At 73.0% G+C, this 20,976-nt stretch carries 15 protein-coding genes and 1 pseudogene; 5 read left to right on the top strand and 11 right to left on the bottom strand.

Annotation, left to right across the window (positions count from 1 at the left end; all coding sequences use genetic code 11):
* Positions 1-10: 10 nt before the first annotated feature.
* From B082_RS0123615 to B082_RS0123590, 6 genes are all read right to left on the bottom strand, one after another.
* Positions 11-1,378 carry an MFS transporter gene (locus tag B082_RS0123615; protein WP_018554273.1) on the bottom strand — a complete coding sequence of 456 codons (1,368 nt, stop codon included), beginning with the start codon at positions 1,376-1,378 and terminating at the stop codon, positions 11-13.
* On the bottom strand, positions 1,375-2,112 hold the full coding sequence (locus tag B082_RS36460) for an ArsR/SmtB family transcription factor (RefSeq protein WP_018554272.1): 738 nt from the start codon (positions 2,110-2,112) through the stop codon (positions 1,375-1,377). Before B082_RS36460 ends, B082_RS0123615 begins: the two co-directional genes overlap by 4 nt.
* A gap of 72 nt (positions 2,113-2,184) precedes the next feature.
* A complete protein-coding gene (gene mfd / locus B082_RS0123605; RefSeq protein ID WP_018554271.1) occupies positions 2,185-5,715 on the bottom strand; it encodes a transcription-repair coupling factor in 3,531 nt (1,176 codons plus the stop codon).
* 281 nt (positions 5,716-5,996) lie between these two features.
* Positions 5,997-8,576 carry an ABC transporter permease gene (locus tag B082_RS0123600; RefSeq protein ID WP_018554270.1) on the bottom strand — a complete coding sequence of 860 codons (2,580 nt, stop codon included), beginning with the start codon at positions 8,574-8,576 and terminating at the stop codon, positions 5,997-5,999.
* Complete coding sequence (locus B082_RS0123595; protein WP_026250118.1) at positions 8,573-9,361, bottom strand: ABC transporter ATP-binding protein; 789 nt, start codon at positions 9,359-9,361, stop codon at positions 8,573-8,575. The genes B082_RS0123600 and B082_RS0123595 overlap by 4 nt, the downstream gene beginning before the upstream one ends.
* Positions 9,362-9,724: 363 nt before the next feature.
* Positions 9,725-10,321, bottom strand: a complete 597-nt coding sequence (locus B082_RS0123590) for a TetR/AcrR family transcriptional regulator (RefSeq protein ID WP_018554268.1) — start codon at positions 10,319-10,321, stop codon at positions 9,725-9,727.
* Between the two features lie 75 nt (positions 10,322-10,396).
* Here B082_RS0123590 and B082_RS0123585 point away from each other — a divergent pair, with 75 nt between their 5' ends.
* The 3 genes from B082_RS0123585 to B082_RS0123575 are packed head-to-tail and all read left to right on the top strand — an operon-like array spanning position 10,397 to position 12,419.
* Positions 10,397-11,089, top strand: a complete 693-nt coding sequence (locus tag B082_RS0123585; protein ID WP_018554267.1) for an NAD(P)-dependent oxidoreductase — start codon at positions 10,397-10,399, stop codon at positions 11,087-11,089.
* Positions 11,086-11,490 carry a pyridoxamine 5'-phosphate oxidase family protein gene (locus B082_RS0123580; RefSeq protein WP_018554266.1) on the top strand — a complete coding sequence of 135 codons (405 nt, stop codon included), beginning with the start codon at positions 11,086-11,088 and terminating at the stop codon, positions 11,488-11,490. Before B082_RS0123585 ends, B082_RS0123580 begins: the two co-directional genes overlap by 4 nt.
* 44 nt (positions 11,491-11,534) lie before the next feature.
* Positions 11,535-12,419, top strand: a complete 885-nt coding sequence (locus tag B082_RS0123575) for a haloalkane dehalogenase (protein WP_018554265.1) — start codon at positions 11,535-11,537, stop codon at positions 12,417-12,419.
* Here the strand turns inward: B082_RS0123575 and B082_RS0123570 are convergent.
* Together B082_RS0123570 and B082_RS39530 are read right to left on the bottom strand one after the other, a co-directional pair.
* Positions 12,409-13,302 (bottom strand): aldo/keto reductase, encoded by an 894-nt coding sequence (locus B082_RS0123570; protein WP_026250117.1) that lies wholly within the window; start codon positions 13,300-13,302, stop codon positions 12,409-12,411. The two genes, B082_RS0123575 and B082_RS0123570, sit on opposite strands and share 11 nt — an antisense overlap.
* Before the next feature lie 11 nt (positions 13,303-13,313).
* Positions 13,314-14,256, bottom strand: a pseudogene (locus tag B082_RS39530) (NAD-dependent epimerase/dehydratase family protein).
* Between the two features lie 70 nt (positions 14,257-14,326).
* Between B082_RS39530 and B082_RS0123565 the strand changes: the two are divergent.
* Complete coding sequence (locus B082_RS0123565; protein ID WP_018554263.1) at positions 14,327-15,247, top strand: LysR family transcriptional regulator; 921 nt, start codon at positions 14,327-14,329, stop codon at positions 15,245-15,247.
* Between the two features lie 33 nt (positions 15,248-15,280).
* Here B082_RS0123565 and B082_RS0123560 read toward each other — a convergent pair whose 3' ends face one another.
* Complete coding sequence (locus B082_RS0123560) at positions 15,281-16,738, bottom strand: MFS transporter (protein ID WP_018554262.1); 1,458 nt, start codon at positions 16,736-16,738, stop codon at positions 15,281-15,283.
* 174 nt (positions 16,739-16,912) lie between these two features.
* Between B082_RS0123560 and B082_RS0123555 the strand changes: the two genes are divergently transcribed.
* Complete coding sequence (locus tag B082_RS0123555) at positions 16,913-17,368, top strand: MarR family winged helix-turn-helix transcriptional regulator (RefSeq protein WP_026250116.1); 456 nt, start codon at positions 16,913-16,915, stop codon at positions 17,366-17,368.
* Between the two features lie 27 nt (positions 17,369-17,395).
* On the opposite strand, the gene B082_RS0123550 is transcribed toward B082_RS0123555, so the two are convergent.
* Together B082_RS0123550 and B082_RS0123545 are read right to left on the bottom strand one after the other, a co-directional pair.
* Positions 17,396-18,289: a cellulose-binding protein gene (locus B082_RS0123550; RefSeq protein ID WP_202454094.1), complete on the bottom strand. Its 894-nt coding sequence runs from the start codon at positions 18,287-18,289 to the stop codon at positions 17,396-17,398.
* Positions 18,290-18,506: 217 nt separating this feature from the next.
* Positions 18,507-20,975, bottom strand: coding sequence for an SUKH-4 family immunity protein (locus B082_RS0123545; RefSeq protein WP_018554259.1), 2,469 nt, complete (start codon positions 20,973-20,975; stop codon positions 18,507-18,509).
* Position 20,976 lies beyond the last annotated feature (1 nt).

Raw genomic sequence — 20,976 nt, 5'->3', positions numbered from 1 at the left:
GGCCCGCGCCTCAGCCCGCCACCGGTCGCTCCTCCGGCATCTCGTCCGCCTCCCCCGCCCCGAACGTCCCCGCGTCCACCCCGTCCAGCGACCGGATGCGCGGGATCGGGGAGGGCAGGAGCCAGAGCAGGGACAGGCAGCCGCCCGCCGCTGCGATCAGGAGGGTGGGGCGCAGGCCCAGGAGGGTGGCGAGGGCACCGCCGGCCACGGCGCCCACGGGGCGTACCCCGTAATTGACCGTGCCGAACGCGCCCGCGACGCGGCTGCGCAGGTGGTCCGGGATCACCGCCGCCTGGAGGGAGTTGAGGTTGATGTCGAACAGCATGACGCCGAAGCCCGAGAGGAACTCCGAGCCGGCCAGCGCGGCCGCGCGGAGCCAGAGCGGGCCGCCCGCGAGGGCGGCGAGGGCGATCGGGGCGGGGAAGAGGACCGCGCCCACGAGGACGCCCCGGCCGATCCCGATCCGGCGGGAGATGCGCGGCGCGCACACCGCGCCGAGCAGGGCGCCGGTCGCCCCGATTCCCAGGGCGAGGCCGATCGCGCCGGCGGACAGGCCGAGGCCGCGCGTGGCGAACAGGACCACCAGGCCGCTGCCCGCGACGAACGTGAAGAAGTTGACCGTCGTCGCGCAGCCGAGGGAGGCCCGCAGCACCGGGTGGCGCACCACGAACGCCAGGCCCTCGCGGGCGCGTCGCAGCAGCGGGGGCGCCGCCTCGCCGGTCGTGGGCGCCTCCTCCTGGACCGGGATGCGGCCGATCAGCACCGCCGAGACCAGGAACGTCAGCGCGTCCACCACGATCGCGACGGGTGCCGTCAGCGCCTGGATCAGCGCGCCGCCGATCGCGGGTCCCGCCACGTAGGAGGCCGAACGGCTGGTGCTGATCTTGCTGTTCGCGTCCACGTAGGACGTCCTCGGCACGATCCGGACGAAGAACGGCGGGTACGCGGTGTTGAACAGCACCTCGCCGGCGCCCGCCAGGACCGCCACGAGGTACAGCTGCGGCAGTGTCACCGTCCCGAGGACGTACGCCACCGGCAGGCTCAGCAGCACCGCCGCGCGCAGGACGTCGGCGAGCACCATCAGGCGGCGTTTGCGCGGGCGTTGGTCCACCCACGCGCCCAGGAAGATCCCGAGCAGGTTGGGCGCCCAGATCAGGGCGGTCAGCCACGCCACCTGGTTGGCCGAGGCTCCCAGGGCGCTGACCGCGATCAGCGGCAGGGCCAGTTCCGTGATCCGGTCACCGAACTGCGAGACCGTGTTCCCGGCCCAGAAGCGGGTGAAACGCCGGTCCCCCCAGAGTGGCAGCGCCCTCGCGGGCGGGGATATGCCGGGCGGTTGCGGGGAAGACTCCGGCGGCTGCTCCGCGCCGGCGCTCACGACGTCCGCCCCGGAGTCGCCCCCGGCGTCGGCCCCGGCTCGCGCTCCCCGCCTCCGCCGTCCCCGCCTCCACCACCGCCGTGTCCGCCTCCCCCGTCTCCGCCGTCCCCGCCTCCGTCGGCCCCGTCCCCGCCCAATCCGCCGTCTCCGCCCTCGCCGTCCGGCAGGACGTACCGCAGCATCACCACGCCCCGGCTCCCCTCGGGCCGATCGGCCGGGTCACGGGTGACGTACGGGGCGAGCACGCGCTCGATGCCCTCGTGGATCGCGGCGAGTTCCTCCGCGGTCACCGTGACCCGGGTGTTGGCCAGGCCGGCGGCCTCGCGCCACGTCGGGTCGAGGCCGGGCTCGGTCTCGGCGGCCCAGCGGGCCGGGAGGTCCCCGTAGCGCAGGAACATCTGGCGGGAGAGTTCCCGCGCGGCGGACAGGCTCTCGGTGTCCGCCGGATCCTGGGACGCCTCGAAGCGGAAGCCTCGGGCGGCCGCCTCCCAGCGCCGGCTGCGGCGGTCGGGGCCGGGCTCGCTGTCGCGGACCAGGCCGAACGTCGCGAGGTGGCGCAGATGCCAGCTGGTCACCGACGGGGTCGCCCCCACGTACGGTGCCAGCTCGGTCGCGGTCGCCGGTCCGTCGCGGCCCAGCCGTTCGAGGATCGCGAGGCGCACCGGGTGCGCCAGGGCCCGCATCGCCTGCGGGTCGGTGATTTCGAGGTCGCCCATGCGGTTGCTGGAGTCCATGACGTGAGAGTGTCCTCTCACATATTGTGAGAGTCAACTCTCACAACTGGACTCCAGCAGACAGGCCGGGGCTTACGACCCCAGGATCGTCGTCAGGAACTCCCCCGTCCACGCCAGGAGTTCACGCCCCACGACCGGCTTGCCGCCGATCTTGCCCGTCGTCGGGCGGGGGACCAGGATCTGGTGGAGGGCCGGCTTGATGACCGTCTTGGGGTACAGACGCTTGAGCCGCAGCTCCTGCGACTCGCGCAGCTCCACCGGCGCGAACCGGATGTTCGGACCCTGGAGCACGATGTCGCCGACCCCGCAGGCGCGGGCCAGCATCCGCAGCCCGGCCACCAGGAGCAGGTTCTCGACCGGCTCCGGAAGCTTGCCGTAGCGGTCGGTCAGCTCCTCGCGGACCGCCTTGATGTCGTCCTCCGAGGAGGCCGAGGCGATGGCCCGGTACGCCTGGAGACGCAGCCGCTCACCGGGGGCGTAGTCGTGCGGGACGTGCGCGTCGACCGGGAGCTCGATCTTGACCTCCAGCGGCGGCTCCTCCTCCACGCCGCCCTCCAGGGACGCCCGGTAGTCCGCGACCGCCTCGCCCACCATGCGTACGTACAGGTCGAAGCCGACGCCCGCGATGTGGCCGGACTGCTCGCCGCCCAGCAGGTTGCCCGCGCCGCGGATCTCCAGGTCCTTCATGGCCACGTACATGCCCGCGCCCATCTCGGTGTGCTGGGCGATCGTGGCCAGGCGCTCGTGGGCGGTCTCGGTGAGCGGCTTCTCCGGGGGGTAGAGGAAGTAGGCGTAGCCGCGGTCGCGGCCGCGGCCGACGCGGCCGCGCAGCTGGTGGAGCTGGGAGAGGCCGAAGTTGTCGCCGCGCTCCACGATCAGGGTGTTGGCGTTGGAGATGTCGATGCCGGATTCCACGATCGTCGTGGAGACCAGCACGTCGAACTTCTTCTCCCAGAAGTCCACCACTACCTGCTCCAGGGCCTGTTCGGACATCTGGCCGTGGGCCGTCGCGATCCGGGCCTCCGGGACGATCTCGCGGAGGCGGGCGGCGGCGCGGTCGATCGACTCGACCCGGTTGTGGATGTAGAACGCCTGGCCCTCGCGCAGCAGTTCACGCCGGATGGCGGCGCCGATCTGCTTCTCCTCGTACGGGCCGACGAAGGTGAGGACCGGGTGGCGCTCCTCCGGCGGGGTGGTGATCGTCGACATCTCGCGGATGCCGGTCACCGCCATTTCGAGCGTACGGGGGATGGGCGTCGCGGACATGGTCAGGACGTCCACGTTGGCACGGAGCTTCTTCAGCTGCTCCTTGTGCTCGACGCCGAAACGCTGCTCCTCGTCCACGATGACCAGGCCCAGGTCCTTGAACTTCGTCTCCGAGGAGAAGAGCCGGTGGGTGCCGATGACCAGGTCGACCGAGCCCTCCCGGAGCCCTTCGAGGGTCGACTTGGACTCGGACTCCGACTGGAAGCGGCTCAGCGCGCGTACGTTGACGGGGAACTGGGAATAGCGCTCGGTGAACGTGCCGTAGTGCTGCTGGACCAGGAGCGTGGTGGGGACGAGGACGGCGACCTGCTTCCCGTCCTGGACCGCCTTGAACGCCGCCCGGACCGCGATCTCCGTCTTGCCGTAGCCGACGTCTCCGCAGATCAGCCGGTCCATCGGGACCGACTTCTCCATGTCCTCCTTGACCTCGGCGATCGTCGTGAGCTGGTCGGGCGTCTCCGCGTACGGGAAGGCGTCCTCCAGCTCGCGCTGCCAGGGCGTGTCCGGGGCGAAGGTGTGGCCGGGGGCCGCCATCCGGGCCGAGTACAGCTTGATCAGGTCGGCGGCGATCTCCTTGACGGCCTTCTTGGCGCGCGCCTTCGTCTTGGTCCAGTCCGCGCCACCGAGCCGGTGCAGGGTCGGGGCCTCGCCTCCGACGTACTTGGTGACCTGCTCCAGCTGGTCGGTGGGGATGTACAGCCGGTCGCCGGGCTGACCGCGCTTGGCGGGGGCGTATTCGACGAGCAGGTATTCGCGGGTGGCGCCCTGGACCGTGCGCTGCACCATCTCGATGTAGCGGCCCACGCCGTGCTGCTCGTGGACGATGTAGTCGCCCGCCTCCAGCGTCAGCGGGTCGATGGTCTTGCGGCGCCGGACCGGCATCCGGCCCAGGTCCTTGGTGGCGGTGCGCTGTCCGGTGAGGTCGGTCTCGGTGAGGACGGCGAGCTTCAGTCCGGCGTGGACGAAGCCGTGGTCGATGGCCCCGCAGGAGACGTGCACGACGGACGGGGAGATCTCGCCCAGGTCCGGGTCGAGCCGGGCCGCGATCCCCTCGCCGCCCAGCATCTCGACGGTACGGGAGGCGAGCCCCTGGCCCTCGGTGACGTACACCGTGCGCCAGCCGTCGGCCAGCCGCCCCTTGGTGTCGGCGAAGGCCCGCGCGGTGTCCCCCCGGTACGCCTCGGGGGCCTGCATCCCGAGCGACAGCGTGTCCGCGTCCAGCTCGGCGTCGGCGGCGAACGGGGAGATCGACCACCACATCATGTCCAGCTCACGGGCCCGGTCGCGGACGTCCGCGATGCCGCGCAGCGAGGCCGCGCCGACGTCGACCGGGGCCTCGCCGCCGCCCGCCGACGCCGCCCAGGACGCCTGGAGGAACTCCTGGCTCGTCGCGACCAGGTCCGCGGCCCGGGTACGGACCCGCTCCGGGTCGCACACCACGGCCATCGAGCCCTCGGGCAGCACGTCGAGCAGCAGCTCCATGTCGTCCACGAGGACCGGGGCCAGGGACTCCATGCCCTCGACCGCGATGCCCTGGGCGATCTTGTCGAGGAGTTCGCCCAGCTCGGGGTGGGCCTCGGCGAGCGCGGCGGCCCGCTCGCGCACCTGGTCGGTCAGCAGCAGCTCACGGCAGGGCGGCGCCCACAGACCGTGCTCGGCGACTTCGAGCGACCGCTGGTCGGCGATCTTGAAGTAGCGGATCTCCTCGACGTCGTCGCCCCAGAACTCCACCCGCAGCGGGTGCTCCTCGGTCGGCGGGAACACATCCAGGATGCCGCCGCGCACGGCGAACTCGCCGCGCTTCTCGACCAGTTCGACCCTGGCGTACGCGGCTGCCGCCAGCGCCTCGACGATCTCGCCGAGGTCGGCGTTCTGCCCGGTCCGCAGCGATACGGGCTCCAGGTCGGCGAGCCCCTTGACCTGCGGCTGGAGCACCGAACGGATGGGCGCGACGACGACCGAGACGGGCCCGGTCTCCGGGTCGTCGGCCCGGGGATGCGCCAGGCGCCGCAGCACGGCCAGCCGGCGGCCCACGGTGTCGGAGCGGGGCGAGAGGCGCTCGTGCGGCAGGGTCTCCCAGGACGGGAACTCCGCGATCGTGTCCGGCGGCAGCATGGTGCGCAGCGCGGCGGCCAGGTCCTCCGCCTCCCGCCCGGTCGCGGTGACGGCGAGCACGGTCCTGCCGGTGTCCCGGGCCAGCGCGGCCACGGTGAAGGGCCGCGCGGCCGGCGGGCCCACCAGGTCGATGTGCATCCGGTGGCCGTCACCGGCGGCCTTCACCGCTTCGTCGAGCGCCGGATCACGTACGACGACATCCAGCAGACCGTGCAGGCTCATGAAGGGCTTCCGTCCGGGTGAGAAAAGTGGGCTCCGACAGCCGGCTGCCGCCAGGGCACGCTGCCCCGGGGGCAACGCGAAGGGCCCGACGCGTAGCACGAGCCGGGGTTCCAAGCGTACGACTCCGGACCGACAGCCGCTTGCGCGACAGGGGCGCCGCCCGCCCCGGACGTGCGCACGCGCCCCGGCCCCGGACGGCTCACCGGCCCGCACGCGATCCGGCCCCGGCGCGTTCGGAGGAACGCGCCGGGGCCGGGTTCGTCAGTCTGCGGGCGCCCGCCTCACCCGTCCGTGGCGATCGCGTTCAGCACGTTCATCCGGCCGGCCCGGAAGGCCGGGACCAGGGCGGCGAACAGGCCGACGAAGGCGGAGGCGACGAACACCGTGATGATGGTCGGCCACGGGATCTCCAGGACCCCCAGGCCCTCCAGGGCCAGCAGCTTCTGGGCCGAGGTGCCCCAGCCCATGCCCAGGCCGAGGCCGAGCAGGGCGCCGAACAGGGCGATGACCACGGACTCCAGCCGGATCATCCGGCGCAGCTGGCGGCGGGAGAGGCCGATGGCACGCATCAGGCCGATCTCACGGGTCCGCTCGACGACCGAGAGGGCCAGGGTGTTCACCACTCCGAGGACCGCGACGATGATCGCCAGGGCGAGCAGGCCGTACACGACGTTCAGGAGCTGGCCGATCTGGTCCTTCAGGTCCTGCTTGAAGTCGGCCTGGTTCTGCACCTTGTACTGCGGGTACTTCGCGATGGAGCTCTTGAGCGCGGCGTAGGCCGCCTTCTCCTCGCCGTCCTTCGCCTTGGCGAACATGATCATGTTCTGCGGCATCTTGTCGGCGGGCACGTACCGCTGGGCGGTCGCCATGCCGATGTACATCGCGCCCTGGTCCAGGCTCGTGTCGTCCGAGGTGATCGCGGCGACCTTCAGCTTCGCCTCGTCGCCCGACTTGAACGCGACGGTGATCGTGTCACCGGTCTTGATGTGGTGCGCCTCGGCGTAGTCGCTGCCGACCGACATGGCGTCCTTGCCGTACGCCTTCTCCAGGTCACCGGAGAGGACCTCGCGCCGCACGTCCTGCCGATAGGTCGGGTCGGCCGCCGTGAGGTGCTCGTCCTGGGACTTGCCGTCGGGGCCGGTGACCTTGGCGGAGACGACCTTGTAGTGCGTGAGGTGGTCGATGCCGGGTGCCTCGGCCAGCGCCTCGGCGGCCTGCGGGACGATGAGCTGGCCGTTGGACGACTGGACGATGAAGTCCGCGCCGACCGACTTGTCCAGCTCGTCGGTGGCCGAGGCGACCATGGAGGAGCCGACCACGGACAGGCAGGCCACCAGGGCCAGGCCGATCATCAGGGCCGCGCCGGTCGCGCCGGTGCGGCGCGGGTTGCGCAGCGCGTTGCGCTCGGCCAGCCGGCCGACGGGGCCGAAGAACCGCAGGAGTACGGCGCTGAGGGCCCGTACGACGACCCCGGCGAGCAGCGGGCCGATGATGATGAAGCCGATGAGGCTGAGGACCACGCCGAGGCCCAGGAAGCCGGAGCCGTCGCTCGCCTTGTCGACCTGCGTCGTCCACCACAGGCACACGGCGCCGATGCCGGTGACGACCAGGCCGATACCGGCCCTGACCCATCCGGACCTGGCGTCGGCCGGGGTTCCGGCGTCGCGCAGGGCGGCCATGGGCGAGACCTTGCCGGCCCGGCGGGCGGGGATGTAGGCGGCGAGGACGGTGACGATGATGCCGAGCGCGAGGCCGGTCACCGGAGTCGTCCAGGCGATGGTGAGGTCGTCGGTGGACAGCTCCATGCCGACGGCGCCCATGACCTTCATCAGGCCGACGGCGAGCCCGATCCCGGCGCCGACGCCGAGGATCGATCCGAAGACGCCCAGGAGCACCGCTTCCAGCAGCACCGACCGGTTGACCTGCTCACGACTGGAGCCGATGGCCCGCATCAGGCCGATCTCACGGGTCCGCTGGGCGACCAGCATGGAGAAGGTGTTGACGATGAGGAAGATGCCGACGAGGAAGGCGATCCCTGCGAAGCCGAGCATGGCGTACTTCATGACGTCGAGGAACGACCCCATGGAGTCCTTGTTCTCGGCGGCCGACTCCTCCTGCGTGAGGATCTTGTACGCGGCCGAGCCGGCGAGCTCCTCGGCCACGTTCTGCTTCAACCGGACGTCGCCGAAGCCCGGTTCGGCGGTGATGGAGATGTGCGAGAAGACATCGGGGGCGCCGAGGAGGTAACGCTGGGCGGTGGCGGTGTCGAGGTAGACGACGGCCGCACCGGGGTTGGTCACCTTGAAGGCGGCGATGCCGCTGATCTTGCCCGTGACGTCGCCGTTGGCCGCGATGGTGCGCAGCTCGTCGCCGATCTTCAGATCGTGCTTCTCGGCGGTGTCGGCGTCCACCATGACCTCGGTGGGGCCGCGCGGGGCGTGGCCGGAGGTGATCTCCATGGACCGCAGTTCGTTCTGCGTCCAGTTGCCCGCGAGGGTCGGGGCGCCGGTGTCGGAGCCCATGTTCTTGTTGTGGCTGTCGACGACGGTGACGGCGGCGGTGGAGATTCCGCCCTCCGCCAACTTCACCCCGTCCACCTTGTCGAGCCGGCCGAGGAGGGAGGCGGGCACCGATTCCGGCTTGCCGTTCTCCGGGATGTCGTCGACCTTGGCCTTCTTGGGGCTGACGGTGACATTGGCGGAGGTGGCGGCGAAGAGCTTGTCGAACGTGGTGTTCATCGTGTCGGTGAAGACGAGCGTGCCGCAGACGAACGCCACCGACAGCAGGACCGCGACGGCGGAGAGCGCCATGCGTCCCTTGTGCGCGAAGAAGTTGCGCATCGAGGTCTTCCACACGGTCATGAGGTCCGCCCGCGCGCGTCGAAGTCCTTCATGCGGTCCAGCACCTGGTCGGCGGTGGGGTTGTGCATCTCGTCCACGATGCGGCCGTCCGCGAGGTAGAGCACCCGGTCCGCGTAGGAGGCGGCGACCGGGTCGTGGGTGACCATGACGATGGTCTGGCCCAGCTCGTCCACGGACCTGCGCAGGAAGCTCAGCACCTCGGCACCGGCCCGCGAGTCCAGGTTCCCGGTCGGCTCGTCACCGAAGATGATCTCCGGCTGGGCGGCCAGGGCCCGTGCCACCGCGACGCGCTGCTGCTGCCCGCCGGACAGCTGGGTCGGGCGGTGCTTGAGCCGGCCCGCCAGGCCCACGGTCTCCACGACCTGGTCCAGCCACGCGGCGTCGGGCTTGCGGCCCGCGATGTCCATCGGCAGCGTGATGTTCTCCAGGGCGTTGAGCGTCGGCAGGAGGTTGAACGCCTGGAAGATGAACCCGATGCGGTCGCGGCGCAGCTGGGTGAGCTTCTTGTCCTTGAGGCCGGTGATCTCGGTCTCGGCCAGGTGGATCTGACCGGACGTCACGGTGTCCAGACCGGCCAGGCAGTGCATCAGCGTCGACTTGCCGGAGCCGGACGGGCCCATGATCGCGGTGAACTGGCCCTTGGCGATGTCGACGTCGACGTGGTCCAGGGCGACGACCCGGGTCTCGCCCGTCCCGTACGCCTTGACGACCTGCCGAGCCCGCGCAGCCACGGCCGTACGCCCTCCAGTGCCCCCGTGCCTGGGAATGGTTACAGCCGTTGTCACGGTTTATCTCCTATGTCGGTCGGCGCCGGTTCGTCGCCGTCTGGTGTGAAGTCTGCTGGCTGGAGGGGGTCCGGCGCGCTGGTGCCCGGCGCAGTCTTCCGGTGGGGTTTTCCCCACCTCGCCCCCTGCGGTCCGCCCCTCCGCGGTACGACTAACACGCTACGGAACGGGGTGGCGTGGGCACGTCCTCCGGCGGGACGAACGGCCCCTGGGCCGGAGTAAGGAGCTACCCCTAGGGGGCTGGGCCCCCGGGTGGACGGGTATCTCAGGGACTGCACCCAAGGGCCCACACCGCTGGGTGGGGACGGGCGCTCGAAGCGGGCGGTACGCGCAGGCGTTACGGGGTGACCACGAAGGCCCCCGCTACCGGCGTCCCGCCCTGGGGGCCAGGGCCGCGCGCAGGGCCGGGACGAGGGCGGCGCGGGTCTCGGCCGGGGTGAGGGCGGAGGGGGTGGGGAGCGGGTTGAGGTAGCGGGTGTAGATGATCCCGCCGAGTACGGTCACCACGGCGGTGGCACGGGCGGTCGCGTCCCGGCCGCCGAGAAATTCAACGAGCCGCCCCAGCAGCTCCTGTTCCAGGTACTCGCGGATCACTTCGGCGGCCGTCTCGCCCCGGGCGGTGAGCCGGCGGAAGTCGGCGTCCTCCCACAGGCCCGTCACCGCGTCGATCAGCCGCGCGGGCAGGGTCGCCGGATCGCCGCTCAGCACCTCGTCCACCGTCAGCGCGCCGGCGCACTGGAACTGCATCACCTCGGCGAACAGGCCCTTCTTGGACCCGAAGTGGTACGAGATCAGGGCGGCGTCCACACCGGCCGCACCGGCCACGGCGCGCAGCGTCGTGGCCCGGTAGCCGCGCTCCAGGAACAGCGCACGCGCCGCGACGACGACCGATTCCCGGGTCGGCGGGTTGCCCCGGGGGCGCCCCCGGGGCCTGGCGGCGACGGCCTGGGCGTTATTCATCACCGTTGAGCGTGCGTGGCGTGATCCGCAGAGTCAAGGGCGTTCCGGCCGCCCCACGAAGGAAGCACCCACACCATGCGCATCGCAGTCTTCGGCGCCAATGGCCCGACCGGCCGCCACCTCACCGACCAGGCCCTGGCCGCCGGCCACGAGGTCGTCGCCGTGACCCGCCGGCCCGGCTCCCTGCCCGCCCGCCCCGGACTCACCGCGGCCGTCGCCGACGCCACCGACCCGCAGGCCGTCGACGCCGCGGTCGAGGGAACGGACGCGGTCCTCTCCGCGCTCGGCGCCCGCTTCAGCAAGCAGCCGATCACCCTGTACTCGCAGAGCGCCACGGCCATCACCGGGGCCATGGCCCACCACGGCGTCCGCCGGCTGCTCGTCATCAGCTCCAGCATCGCCGACCCCGGCTGGCGCCCCACCGGGGCGCACTTCTTCAACCATGTGCTCGACCCGCTGGTGAACCGGCGCCTGGGCCGCACCCTCCACGCGGACATGGGCCGTATGGAGGGCATCGTCCGCCGCACCGCTCTCGACTGGACCCTGGTACGGCCGTCGGGCCTCTTCGAACACCCGGCCGTCACCGACTACCGCACCGCCCCGTCGAGCGCCGACGGCGTCTTCACGGCCCGCTCCGACCTCGCCGCGAGCATGCTGCGCGAACTGGAGGAGCGGCGCCACGTCCGTACGGCCATGGGTGTGATCACGACCGCCGTGAAGCCGAACATCGCCAAGCTCATCTGGAACGAGGGCGTGAAGAAGAAGTGAGCCGGTACCTGCCCCGGCTCGCGCCCACCGCGAGCGGCTTCCTCACCCTCCCCCGTACCGCCACCCTCACCACGCTGCGCCCCGACGGCTCCCCGCACGTGGCTCCCGTCCGCTTCACCTTCGACGCGGCCACGGGCCTGGCCCGGGTGACCACCAGGGCCGGCGCCCGCAAGGCGCGCAATGTGTCGGCGGGCGGTCCGGCGGCCCGGGTCGCGCTCTGCCAGGCCGACGGCTTCCGCTGGATCACCCTCGAAGGCCGGGCCTCGGTGGCCGGCGATCCCGTACGCCTGGCGGAGGCCGTGCGCCGTTACGCCGCCCGCTACGGGGCTGCCCCGCCCGACCCGCCGGACCTGGCCGTCATCGAGATCGCCGTCGACCGCGTCCTGAGCCTCAACGTCTGAGCCCGCACCGCCCTCCCTCTTCGTGAAAGCGACGTGACCCCGCCATGCCCACCGTTCCCGTCCTCGGCTCCACCGTCCACTACCGCGAGTCCGGCGACCCGGACGGCCTGCCGTTCGTCTTCCTCCACGGCAATCCGACCTCCTCCTACCTGTGGCGCGACGTCCTGCCCGGGGTGGCCGCGCCCGGCCGGCGTCTGCTGGCCCCCGACCTCATCGGCATGGGCGAGTCCGGCCGGCCCGGCATCGCGTACACCTTCGACGACCACGCCCGCCATCTCGACGCCTGGTTCGACGCGCTCGGCCTGACCGAGGCCGTCCTCGTCGGCCACGACTGGGGCGGCGCGCTCGCCTTCGACCGCGCCGCCCGGCTCCCGCACACCGTCCGCGCCGTCGCCTTCACCGAGACGATCGTGAAACCGCTGTACGGTGACGAATTCCCCGATGCCGGAAGGCAGTTGTTCACGCTGCTGCGCACCCCGGAGGTGGGCGAGAAGATGGTCCTGGAGGATTCGCTGTTCATCGAGGGGCTCCAGGACACCCTGGCCACCCCGCTCGACCCCGCCGCCCTCGACGCCTACCGGCGGCCCTTCCCCACCCCGGACAGCCGCCGGCCCGTTCTGGCGTGGACGCGCATGATGCCGCTGGACGGGGAGCCCGCCGATGTCGTGGCCCGGATCGAGCGCTACGACGCCTGGCTGTCGTCCAGCCCCGAAGTCCCCAAGCTCCTGGCCGCGTTCGAGCCGGGGCCCGGCGCCATGACCGACCGGGCAGCGGTGGCCTGGTGCGAGGCGAACATCGCGGGCCTGGAGGTCTCCCGGCACGGCGTCGCCGGGCACCACACCCCGGAGGACCGCCCCGAGGAGCTGGCGTCGGCCATCGGCGACTGGGCGGACCGCCACGGGCTCGGGCGCCCGCCGGTCACCGGCTGAGACGGTCCGCCGCCTCGTCCAGGAGCGCCGACTCGGCTTCGTCCAGGTCGAGTTCGGCCGCCCGCGCCGAGTCCTGGACGGATGCCGGGCGGCTGGCTCCCGGCACGGGCACCATCGCCGGGGACCGGGCCAGCAGCCAGGCCAGGGCGACCTGCTGGGGGCTGACACCGCGCTCGGCGGCGACGCGGTGGAAGGCGGTGCCCTCGGAGGCCGGCCCCGACGGGCCGTCGAGCGCGCTGCGCGAGATTCCGCCGAGCGGACTCCACGGCAGGAAGGCGAGGCCCGAGCGTTCGCTCAGCCTCAGCTCCGCCTCGCTCCCGCGCACGGCGGGCGAGTACTGGTTCTGCACGGAGACCAGGGCGTCGCCTAGGACGGCCCCGGCCGCACGGATCTGCCCGCTGGTCACGTTGGAGATCCCGGCGGCGCGGATCGTGCCGGCGTCGAGCAGCTCGCGCAGCGCGCCGACGGAGTCCGCCCACGGCACCCCGGGGTCCGGCTTGTGCAGCTGGTAGAGGCCGATGGCTTCGACGCCCAGGCGCCCGGCGGACTCCTCGGCGGCCCGCCTCAGGTGCTCGGGGGTGCCGGTGACGGTCCAGCTGCCGTCGCCGGGCCGCCCGCGCCCGCCCTTGGTGGCGACCAGCACGCCGGAGGTGTCACCGCCGTAGCTCCGCAGCGCGCGGGCGACGAGGCGTTCGTTGTGGCCCCTCTCGCCCGCGTACCAGTGGTAGCTGTCGGCGGTGTCGATGAGGGTGATGCCCGCGTCGAGCGCGGCGTGGACGGTGGCCATGGCCCGCCGCTCGCCGGGGCGTCCTTCGATGGAGAGCGGCATGGCCCCCAGGCCGATGGCACTGACCTTCAGCTCTCCGATGGTGCGGTAACGCATGGGCGTACTCCTCAGGAGGCGACGGCGGCGGACGCGGCGACCGCCTCGGCGACGGCGGCGGGCAGCCAGTCGGCGGTACGGGAGAAGACGAAAACCCAGCTCCTTCGCCCGGCGGTTGCTCATGGCGTAGAACCGGTCGAAGGAGAACGGGCCCGCCGGCTCCCCCGGGGCGACGGTCCGGTGCACGGGCCGGCCGCCGCTCGCCGCCGCGACGACGGCGGTCAGGCCGGTCACGTCGAGCAGACCGTCGGAGCAGGCGTTCAGCGGGCCGGTGAAGCCGGTGCCCGTGGCGGCCCACCGCAACAGGTCGGCCAGCTCCGCGTAGTGGATGAAGACGCTGGGCTGCTCCTCGCGGTGTACGGCGATCTCCTCGCCCCGGCCGACGCGCTCCACGTAGTGCGCGAGGCGGCCGGTGAACTCCTGGGCGCCGCCGCCGAGTACGTGGGCGCTGCGTACGGAGGCGAAGGCGAAGGGGCCCTCCCGGGTGAACACCGCCTCGGCCTGCCGCTTGCCCTCGGCGTAGTGGTCCTCCAGATAGGCCGCGTCGTGCCAGGGCAGGTCCAGCCGCACCCGCCGGCCGGCCGGGTCCACGCGCTCCTCCGCCACGGGGACGCCGGGGGTGGCGGGCGCCGGCGCGGCCGTCGCCGGATCGTAGACCTCGATGGTGGAGGTCATGACGTACCGCGCGGCGCGGTCCCGGAAGACGCGCACGGCGGTCGCGGCCTGGACCGGGGTGTAGCAGACCTGGTCGACGACCACGTCGAAGGTGCGCCCGCCGAGCGCGGCGGCGAGGGCGGCCTCGTCGTCGCGGTCCACGACGAGGTGCTCGGCGCCCGGGGGCGGCGGGGCGGAGCCGCGGTTGACGACCGTGACCCGGTGCCCGGCCTCCAGCGACCGTTGGACCAGGAGCTTCCCGAAGTACCGGCTTCCGCCGATGACACAGATCCTTTGCATGCCTCCATCCTGGAGACGTACCGTCAGCAGCAGAAGTACCGGCCCACTGAACCCGTATGAAGGAAAACTGTTGATCGATGTGCAACGGCTCCGCGTGCTGCGGGCCGTGGCCGAGCACGGCAGCTTCAACCGGGCGGCCGCCGCCCTGCGGCTCACGCCGTCGGCCGTCTCCCAGCAGGTGGCCGCCCTGGAGCGCGGACTCGGCGCCCAGGTCGTCGTGCGCAGCACGCGCGGGGTCACCCTGACCCCGGCGGGCCGGATCATGGTCGGCGCCGCCGAGTCGGTCGCCGCCGAACTCGCCCACGCGCAGCGGCAGGTCGGTGAACTCGCCACGGGCCGGACCCAGCTCACCGTCGCCACGTTCACCAGCGGGGGCAGGCTGCTGCTCCCCGGCGCCCTCGCCGAGCTGACGGCGGCCCACCCGGGCACGGTCGTCCACATCCGGGAGTACGAGCCCGAGGACAGCCTGCCGCTGGTCCGCCAGGGTGCCGTGGACCTCGCGCTCGCCTACCACTTCGACGGCCCGCTGCCCGGCCGGCCGGGGCCGGGGCACGCTCCGGAGTGGACCGCGCTCATGGACGACCCCCTCGGCGTCGTCCTGCCCCGGGACCACCGCCTGGCCGCCCGGGACTCCCTCGACCTCGCCGAACTGGCCGGTGAACCCTGGGTGCTCGGCTGCCTCAAGACGGAGGCGTACCTGCGCCGTTACGCACGGCGGGCCGGGTTCGCCCCGGACATCCGGGGCACGACGACCGACTACTTCTTCGCCCGCTCGCTCGTCGCCGCGGGCCTGGGCGTCTCGCTGATCCCGTCCGTCGCGCTGACCCCGGAGATCCCCGGCCTGCGCACCGTCCCGGTCGGCCGTCCGGCCCCGGCACGGCACATCGGCGCCGCGACCCTCGGCCATCCCCGCGCCCGCCTCCAGGTCACCGCCCTGATCCGGGCGCTGCTAAGACAGGCGGCGGCATGGCGGGAGCGGCCTGCCGGCTGACAGACCGCTCCCGGTTCACCTGGTTCGTACTGCTCAGCCCTTGGCCGCCGCCACCTCCGGGGCGGCGGGGGTGGCGGACTTGTCGCCGCCCGTGAGAGCGGTGCGCACGGCCGGGATGAACGCCGAGATCGCGACCGCGACCAGGGCGACGCCGCAGCCGAAGATGAGGCCCATGCGGAATCCTGCCTCGGAGGTGATCGTGAAGCCGCCCGCCTCGGTGGTCATCTGGGCGAGGATCGCACCGATCACGGCGGCGCCGATCGAGGTGCCGAGGGCGCGCATGAGGGTGTTGAAGCCGTTGGCCGCGGCCGTCTCGGAGGCCGGGACCGCGCTCATGATGAGGGCGGGCATCGCACCGTAGGCGAGGCCGACGCCGCTGCTGCTGACCATGAGGAACAGCATCAGGCCCCAGGCGGAGCCCATCAGCAGGATGCCGAGGCCGTAGGCGGCGGCGATGACCAGGACACCCGAGATCAGCGTGAACTTCGGGCCGCGGGCGTCGGTGAGCTTCCCGCCGAGCGGGGAGACGAGCATCATCATGATGCCGCCGGGGGCCATCCACAGACCGGCCTGGAGCATCGACTGGCCGAGCCCGTAGCCGGTCGCCTCGGGGAACTGGAGCAGCTGGGGCACGATCAGCATCCCGGCGTACATGCCGAAGCCGACGAAGAGCGACGCGACGTTGGTGATGAGCACCCGGGGGCGGGCGGTGGTGCGCAGGTCGACCAGCGGGTCGGTGGTGCGCAGCTCCCAGAAGCCCCAGGCCAGCAGCACCACGACGGCGGCGACGAACAGGCCGATCGTGGTGGCCGAGGTCCAGCCCCACTCGGAGCCCTTGGAGACGCCGAGGAGCAGGCAGACCAGGCCGACGGCCAGACCGAGGGCACCGGGCACGTCGAAGCGCTGCCCCTTGGCGCCGGCCGGAACGTCCGGGATCAGGAACCAGACCAGGGCGAAGATGATGACGGCCAGCACGGCCGAACCCCAGAACAGCACCCGCCAGTTCGCGTACTGGGCGACCGCCGAGGCGATCGGCAGGCCGAGGGCGCCGCCGATGCCGAGGGAGGCGCTGACCAGGGCGATGGAGGAGCTCATCTTCTCCTTCGGCACCACGTCACGCAGCAGGGCGATGCCGAGCGGCACCATGCCCATGCCCATGCCCTGGAGACCACGCCCGATGATCATGGGGACCACGGTGGAGGAAAGCGCGCAGACGACCGAGCCGACGATCAGCGGGACCGCACAGGCGAGCAGCATGCGGCGCTTGCCGAGCAGGTCGCCCAGGCGGCCGGAGACCGGCACGCAGACCGCGGAGACCAGCAGGGTGACGGTGATCACCCAGGCGGCGTTGGAGGACGTGGTGTTCAGCAGCTTGGGCAGCTCGGCGATGAGCGGCGTGACCAGGGTCTGCATGACCGCTGCCACGGTGCCGGCGAAGGCCAGCGTGGCGACGACACCACCTGACCTCGCTGTCGGCTGGGGGGCTTCCATGAGGTGGGACTCCTTGAAGGGCTGTGGTCCCGCCTACCGGGACAGCGACATGCATCGTACATGCCTAATGTGTCATACACCTTATGTGTGCCGTACACACTCGTGCGAGAATGGCACCGCCGCCCGGAACCCGACGTTCCACCGACCCGGCGCAGAAGTCAGGAGGCCGCAGAGATGACCAGGCCCACAGAAGAGGTGGAGTACGAGCAGATGCTGCTCGGCCGCCACAGCCTCGCCGACCACCGGGGCGGGCGGCACAAGTACGCCCTCATGGACCGCAGCGCGTACATCCTGCTGAGCCGCCTCCGCGTCCAGGGCCCCATGTCCAACGGCGAACTCAGCGACGCCTTCGGCCTCGACGCCTCCACCCTCAACCGCCAGACCGCCGCCGTGACCCGGGCCGGACTCGCCGAACGCATCGCCGACCCCGACGGCGGCATGGCCCGCAAATTCCGCATCACCGACGCGGGCACCGAACTCCTCGACGCCGAGCGCGAACGCGTCGTCCACTCCCTGGACCAGGTCATGCACGACTGGCCGGACGACGACATCGCCGCCTTCGCCGGCTACCTCAAACGCTTCAACACCAGCATCGAAGAACTCTCCAAGCGCCCCTGGCCCCGTCCCTGAGCCCCCGGGCCCCCCGCCGGGAGACCGTCAGTCCCGCCCCGGGGACACCCGGCCGGTGAGCGCCGCGAGCGAACTGCGCACATGCGCCATGTGCGCCTGGACCTCCTCACGGCCCTCCTCGTGCTCCCGCAGAATCCGCTCGGTCTCCCGCACCACCCGCTCCTCACGCATCCGCGCCCCCGAGATCAGCTCGGCCGCCCGCGCCTCGGCGTCCTCCTGACCGTGCCGCGCGGCCTCCTCGGCCTCCGCACGCGCCCGCCGCGCCTCGTCGAGCCCAGCCCGCGCGCGCTCCAGCAGCTCCGCGTGGGCCGCCTCCAGCGCCGACTCCGCGTCCGTCAGCTCCGCCCCCGCAGCCGCCCACCGCTCCGCGTGCTCCTGCTCCTGATGGGCCAGCACACTCTCCGTACGGCTGCGGGTCGCCGCCATCGCGGCCTCCGCCTCCTCACGCAGCCCGGCCGCCTCGATCCGGGCCGCCTCCAGCGCCTCCCCCGCCGCACCCTCCGCGGCGGCCACCACCTCATCGGCCCGGCCCACCGCCGCCGCCCGCACCGCCTCCGCGTCCGCGCGCGCCGACTCACGCAGCGCCCGCGCCGCCGCGTCCGCCGCGTCCCACAACGCCTGCGCCTCCTCCTGCGCGGCGCCCCGCACCGACTCCGCCTCCTCGTCGGCCAGCGCCAGAATCCGCTGCGCCCGCTCCCCCAGCGACGCGTAGTCCTGCGGCGCCAGCCGGGCGACGGCCTCGTCCAGCCGGGCCGACTCGGCCTCCAGCCGCTCCGCCAGCTCCGTCAGCCGCGCCACCCCCGCCACGGCCTCGTCCCGCTCCGCGGACAGCGCGGCCACCGCACGGTCCACCTGCTCCGGGCGGTACCCACGACCCCGTACGCCGACGAAGCCGTGCGCGGACACCGGTGCAGAACTCATCCTTGACGCCTCTTTCCGATCTTCCCGACTCCGGGGGCGGACCATCGAGCAATACGTCAAGGATGCGGCAATTGGTCAAGAAGTCTGAATCGATGGAGTGCTTTCCGGACGGAAGCGACCGGCATCACACGCGCCGAGGAACGGCGTCGGACACGGCAAAGGCGTGGTGCCCGGCCCCCCGAAGAGGACCGGGCACCACGCCCTTCGCACGCAACGGTCAGATCAGCCCGTCCCACATCTGCTCCAGCAGCACCGACCACCAGCTCTCCGGCGACGCCAGCGCCGCCGCGTCCAGCGCCACCAACTGCGCCTGGAAGTCCACCGTCCAGCGGCCCGCCTGCTCCGGATTCAGGCCGTAGCGCAGCCGCCACATCCGGCCCAGCAACGCCATGCAGCGGGCGAACTCCGGCAGCCCCGTGTTCACGAACTGCGGCGCGACCGGCGCACCACCGGGACCCGCCTCCACCGGCACCGCCACGATGTGCGCCGTGCCGTACTGCACACAGATCGCCCGGCCGAAGTCCGAACCCATCACCAGGTACGAGCCCGCGTCCGACGCCGGCTGCACCTGCCGCTGCGCGGCCAGCTCCGCCAGCGTCGGCACCACCGGCTGACCCGGCTGCGCCCAGAAGAACGGCCCGAAGTCGGCGGGCAGACCCGCCCACACCAGCGTCCGCGCCACGACCTCCGGCACCCCCTGCCGGGACACCGCACGCTGATCGAAACGCAGCACACCCTGCGGACCGAACGTCTGCAGCATCTCCTCCGCGATCGCCTCCGGCGGCAGCGGAGGCGCCGGCTGCATCTGCGGCAGCGGCGCCCGCACCGGGGCCGGCCGCGCGGGACCGTCCGCCACCTGGTGCAACTCGCCCTGGTGCGTCAGCAGATGCTGCATTCCCTGCTGCCGGCTGGCGTGATCCGTGCCGTACGGGGCGACGGACGTGATCCGTACCTGCGGCCAGGTCTCCCGGATCATCCGCGCGCAGTAACCACCGGGCAGCTCACACGACTCCAGCTCCGTGTGCAGCTCGATGACCTGCTGCGGCGGCACGTTCATCGCCCGCAGCTCGTGCAGCATCTGCCACTCCGGGTGCGGCGTACCCGGCGCCGAGCGGCGGATCAGCTGCTGCTCGCTGCCGTCCGGCGCCCGGAAGCGCAGTACGGCCTGATAGCCCGGACCGACGGTCGGCTGACCGGCCGGCGCCTGCGGATAGCCGTACGCCGCCGGCGGCGGGGTGTGCCCGGCCGGCGCGCCCATCGGCGCACCGGGCGGACCGGGCGGACCCGGCGGCTGCGGCGCGCCCGGACCCACCTGCCCGGGACCGGCGAGCATCGTCGCCGCGTGGTGCACCCCGCCCCCGGCGGGCGGCGGCGTCGCACCCGGCGGCGGGGGCGGCGGCTGCGGCGCACCGGGCGGACCGGGAGGGCCGGGCGGACCGGGCGGCTGCGGCGCGCCGGGAACACCCGGCGGACCGGGCGGCGGCGGGGCCTGCGGGCCGACCGCGCCCGGCTCGGCGAACATCGTGGCCGCCTGGTGCACCCCGCCGTCGGACGGAGGCGGCGGCGTGGCACCGGGCGGGCCCAGCTGCGAGACCAGCTGCGTCGGTACGTACCCGCCCGCCGGGGCACCGGGCGTGCCCGGACCCGACGGCGGCGGCACCGGGGCACCCGGCCGGGCCCCCGGAGCGCCCGGAGCTCCGGGCGGCGGCGGAGGCGTACCCCCGCGCGGCTTGCGCGGCGCCACGGGCGCCTTGCTCGTGGCGGCGTCGGCGATGTCCCCGGCACCGGGGACGCCGGGCCGGCCCGGCGGCGAGGGCTGCGGGCCCGGGGCGGGCGGCGGGGGCGGACCGGGCACGCCCGTCCCCGGAGCCGGCGGGCCGGGCACGGGCGGCGCGGGATCGGCCGGGCGGCGCGGGGCCATCCCCGGCGCGATGGCCGTCTTCGGAAGCTGGCTGCCGCCCGACATCAGCGCCGTCGGAGCGTCCGCCGGTACGACCGGGGGCGGCTCCTCCTCGTCGTCGGCGCCCGAGAGCGGCGGCGCGAACACCGTCGCCGGCAGCCCCACCTCCGCGTCGTCCGTGTTCGCGTTCGTATCGGTGCCCGCCCACGGCGTGGCCCCGACCGGAGACTGGAGCGACGACGCCGGAACGCCGTCCGACGCGGTCGGCTCGTACGCGACGGAACCGCCCTGCGACGGCGACGAGGGCTCCGACGGCGCCGGAATCGGAGACGGGGAGGGGATCGGGGAAGGCGCGGGCGGCGGGGTGTCCGCCACCGCCTCCGCACGGTCCGCGCTCTCCGCCCGCCGGTCCGGGATACCCAGCTTGTCCGCCGCGTCCTGGAGCCACTCCGGCGGGCTCAACAGGAACGACGTCTGATTCAGATCCACCCGCTCCGGCGGCGCCGGGGCATCCGGAGCCGCCTCCTGCGCCCCGTACTCCTCCTCGTACCGCCGGATCACCTCACCGACCGGCAGCCCCGGCCACAGCGTCGCCTCACCGCTGTCCCGCGCGATCACCAGCCGCTGCCGGCCCCCGTCCGAGACCGGACCGTCCACACGGTCCTCGGCCCACACCACGAAGCCCAGCTCGAACTCACGCACCCGCACCTCACGGTGCTGGTACGCCGGAACGTCACCGTTGACCCACTCGTCCGCCCGCTCCTGCGCCTGTGCGAAGGTCACCATC

The organism is Streptomyces sp. ATexAB-D23, assembly GCF_000373645.1.
GTDB lineage: Bacteria > Actinomycetota > Actinomycetes > Streptomycetales > Streptomycetaceae > Streptomyces > Streptomyces castrisilvae.
This window is presented reverse-complemented; position numbering and strand designations above follow the sequence as displayed.

Coding starts and splice junctions, on each gene's coding strand:
- mfd (WP_018554271.1), bottom strand. CDS start 5,715: ATGAGCCTGCACGGTCTGCTGGATGTCGTCGTACGTGATCCGGCGCTC.
- B082_RS0123555 (WP_026250116.1), top strand. CDS start 16,913: ATGACCAGGCCCACAGAAGAGGTGGAGTACGAGCAGATGCTGCTCGGC.
- B082_RS0123560 (WP_018554262.1), bottom strand. CDS start 16,738: ATGGAAGCCCCCCAGCCGACAGCGAGGTCAGGTGGTGTCGTCGCCACG.
- B082_RS36460 (WP_018554272.1), bottom strand. CDS start 2,112: ATGGACTCCAGCAACCGCATGGGCGACCTCGAAATCACCGACCCGCAG.
- B082_RS0123600 (WP_018554270.1), bottom strand. CDS start 8,576: ATGACCGTGTGGAAGACCTCGATGCGCAACTTCTTCGCGCACAAGGGA.
- B082_RS0123585 (WP_018554267.1), top strand. CDS start 10,397: ATGCGCATCGCAGTCTTCGGCGCCAATGGCCCGACCGGCCGCCACCTC.
- B082_RS0123570 (WP_026250117.1), bottom strand. CDS start 13,302: ATGCGTTACCGCACCATCGGAGAGCTGAAGGTCAGTGCCATCGGCCTG.
- B082_RS0123590 (WP_018554268.1), bottom strand. CDS start 10,321: ATGAATAACGCCCAGGCCGTCGCCGCCAGGCCCCGGGGGCGCCCCCGG.
- B082_RS0123545 (WP_018554259.1), bottom strand. CDS start 20,975: ATGGTGACCTTCGCACAGGCGCAGGAGCGGGCGGACGAGTGGGTCAAC.
- B082_RS0123550 (WP_202454094.1), bottom strand. CDS start 18,289: ATGAGTTCTGCACCGGTGTCCGCGCACGGCTTCGTCGGCGTACGGGGT.
- B082_RS0123575 (WP_018554265.1), top strand. CDS start 11,535: ATGCCCACCGTTCCCGTCCTCGGCTCCACCGTCCACTACCGCGAGTCC.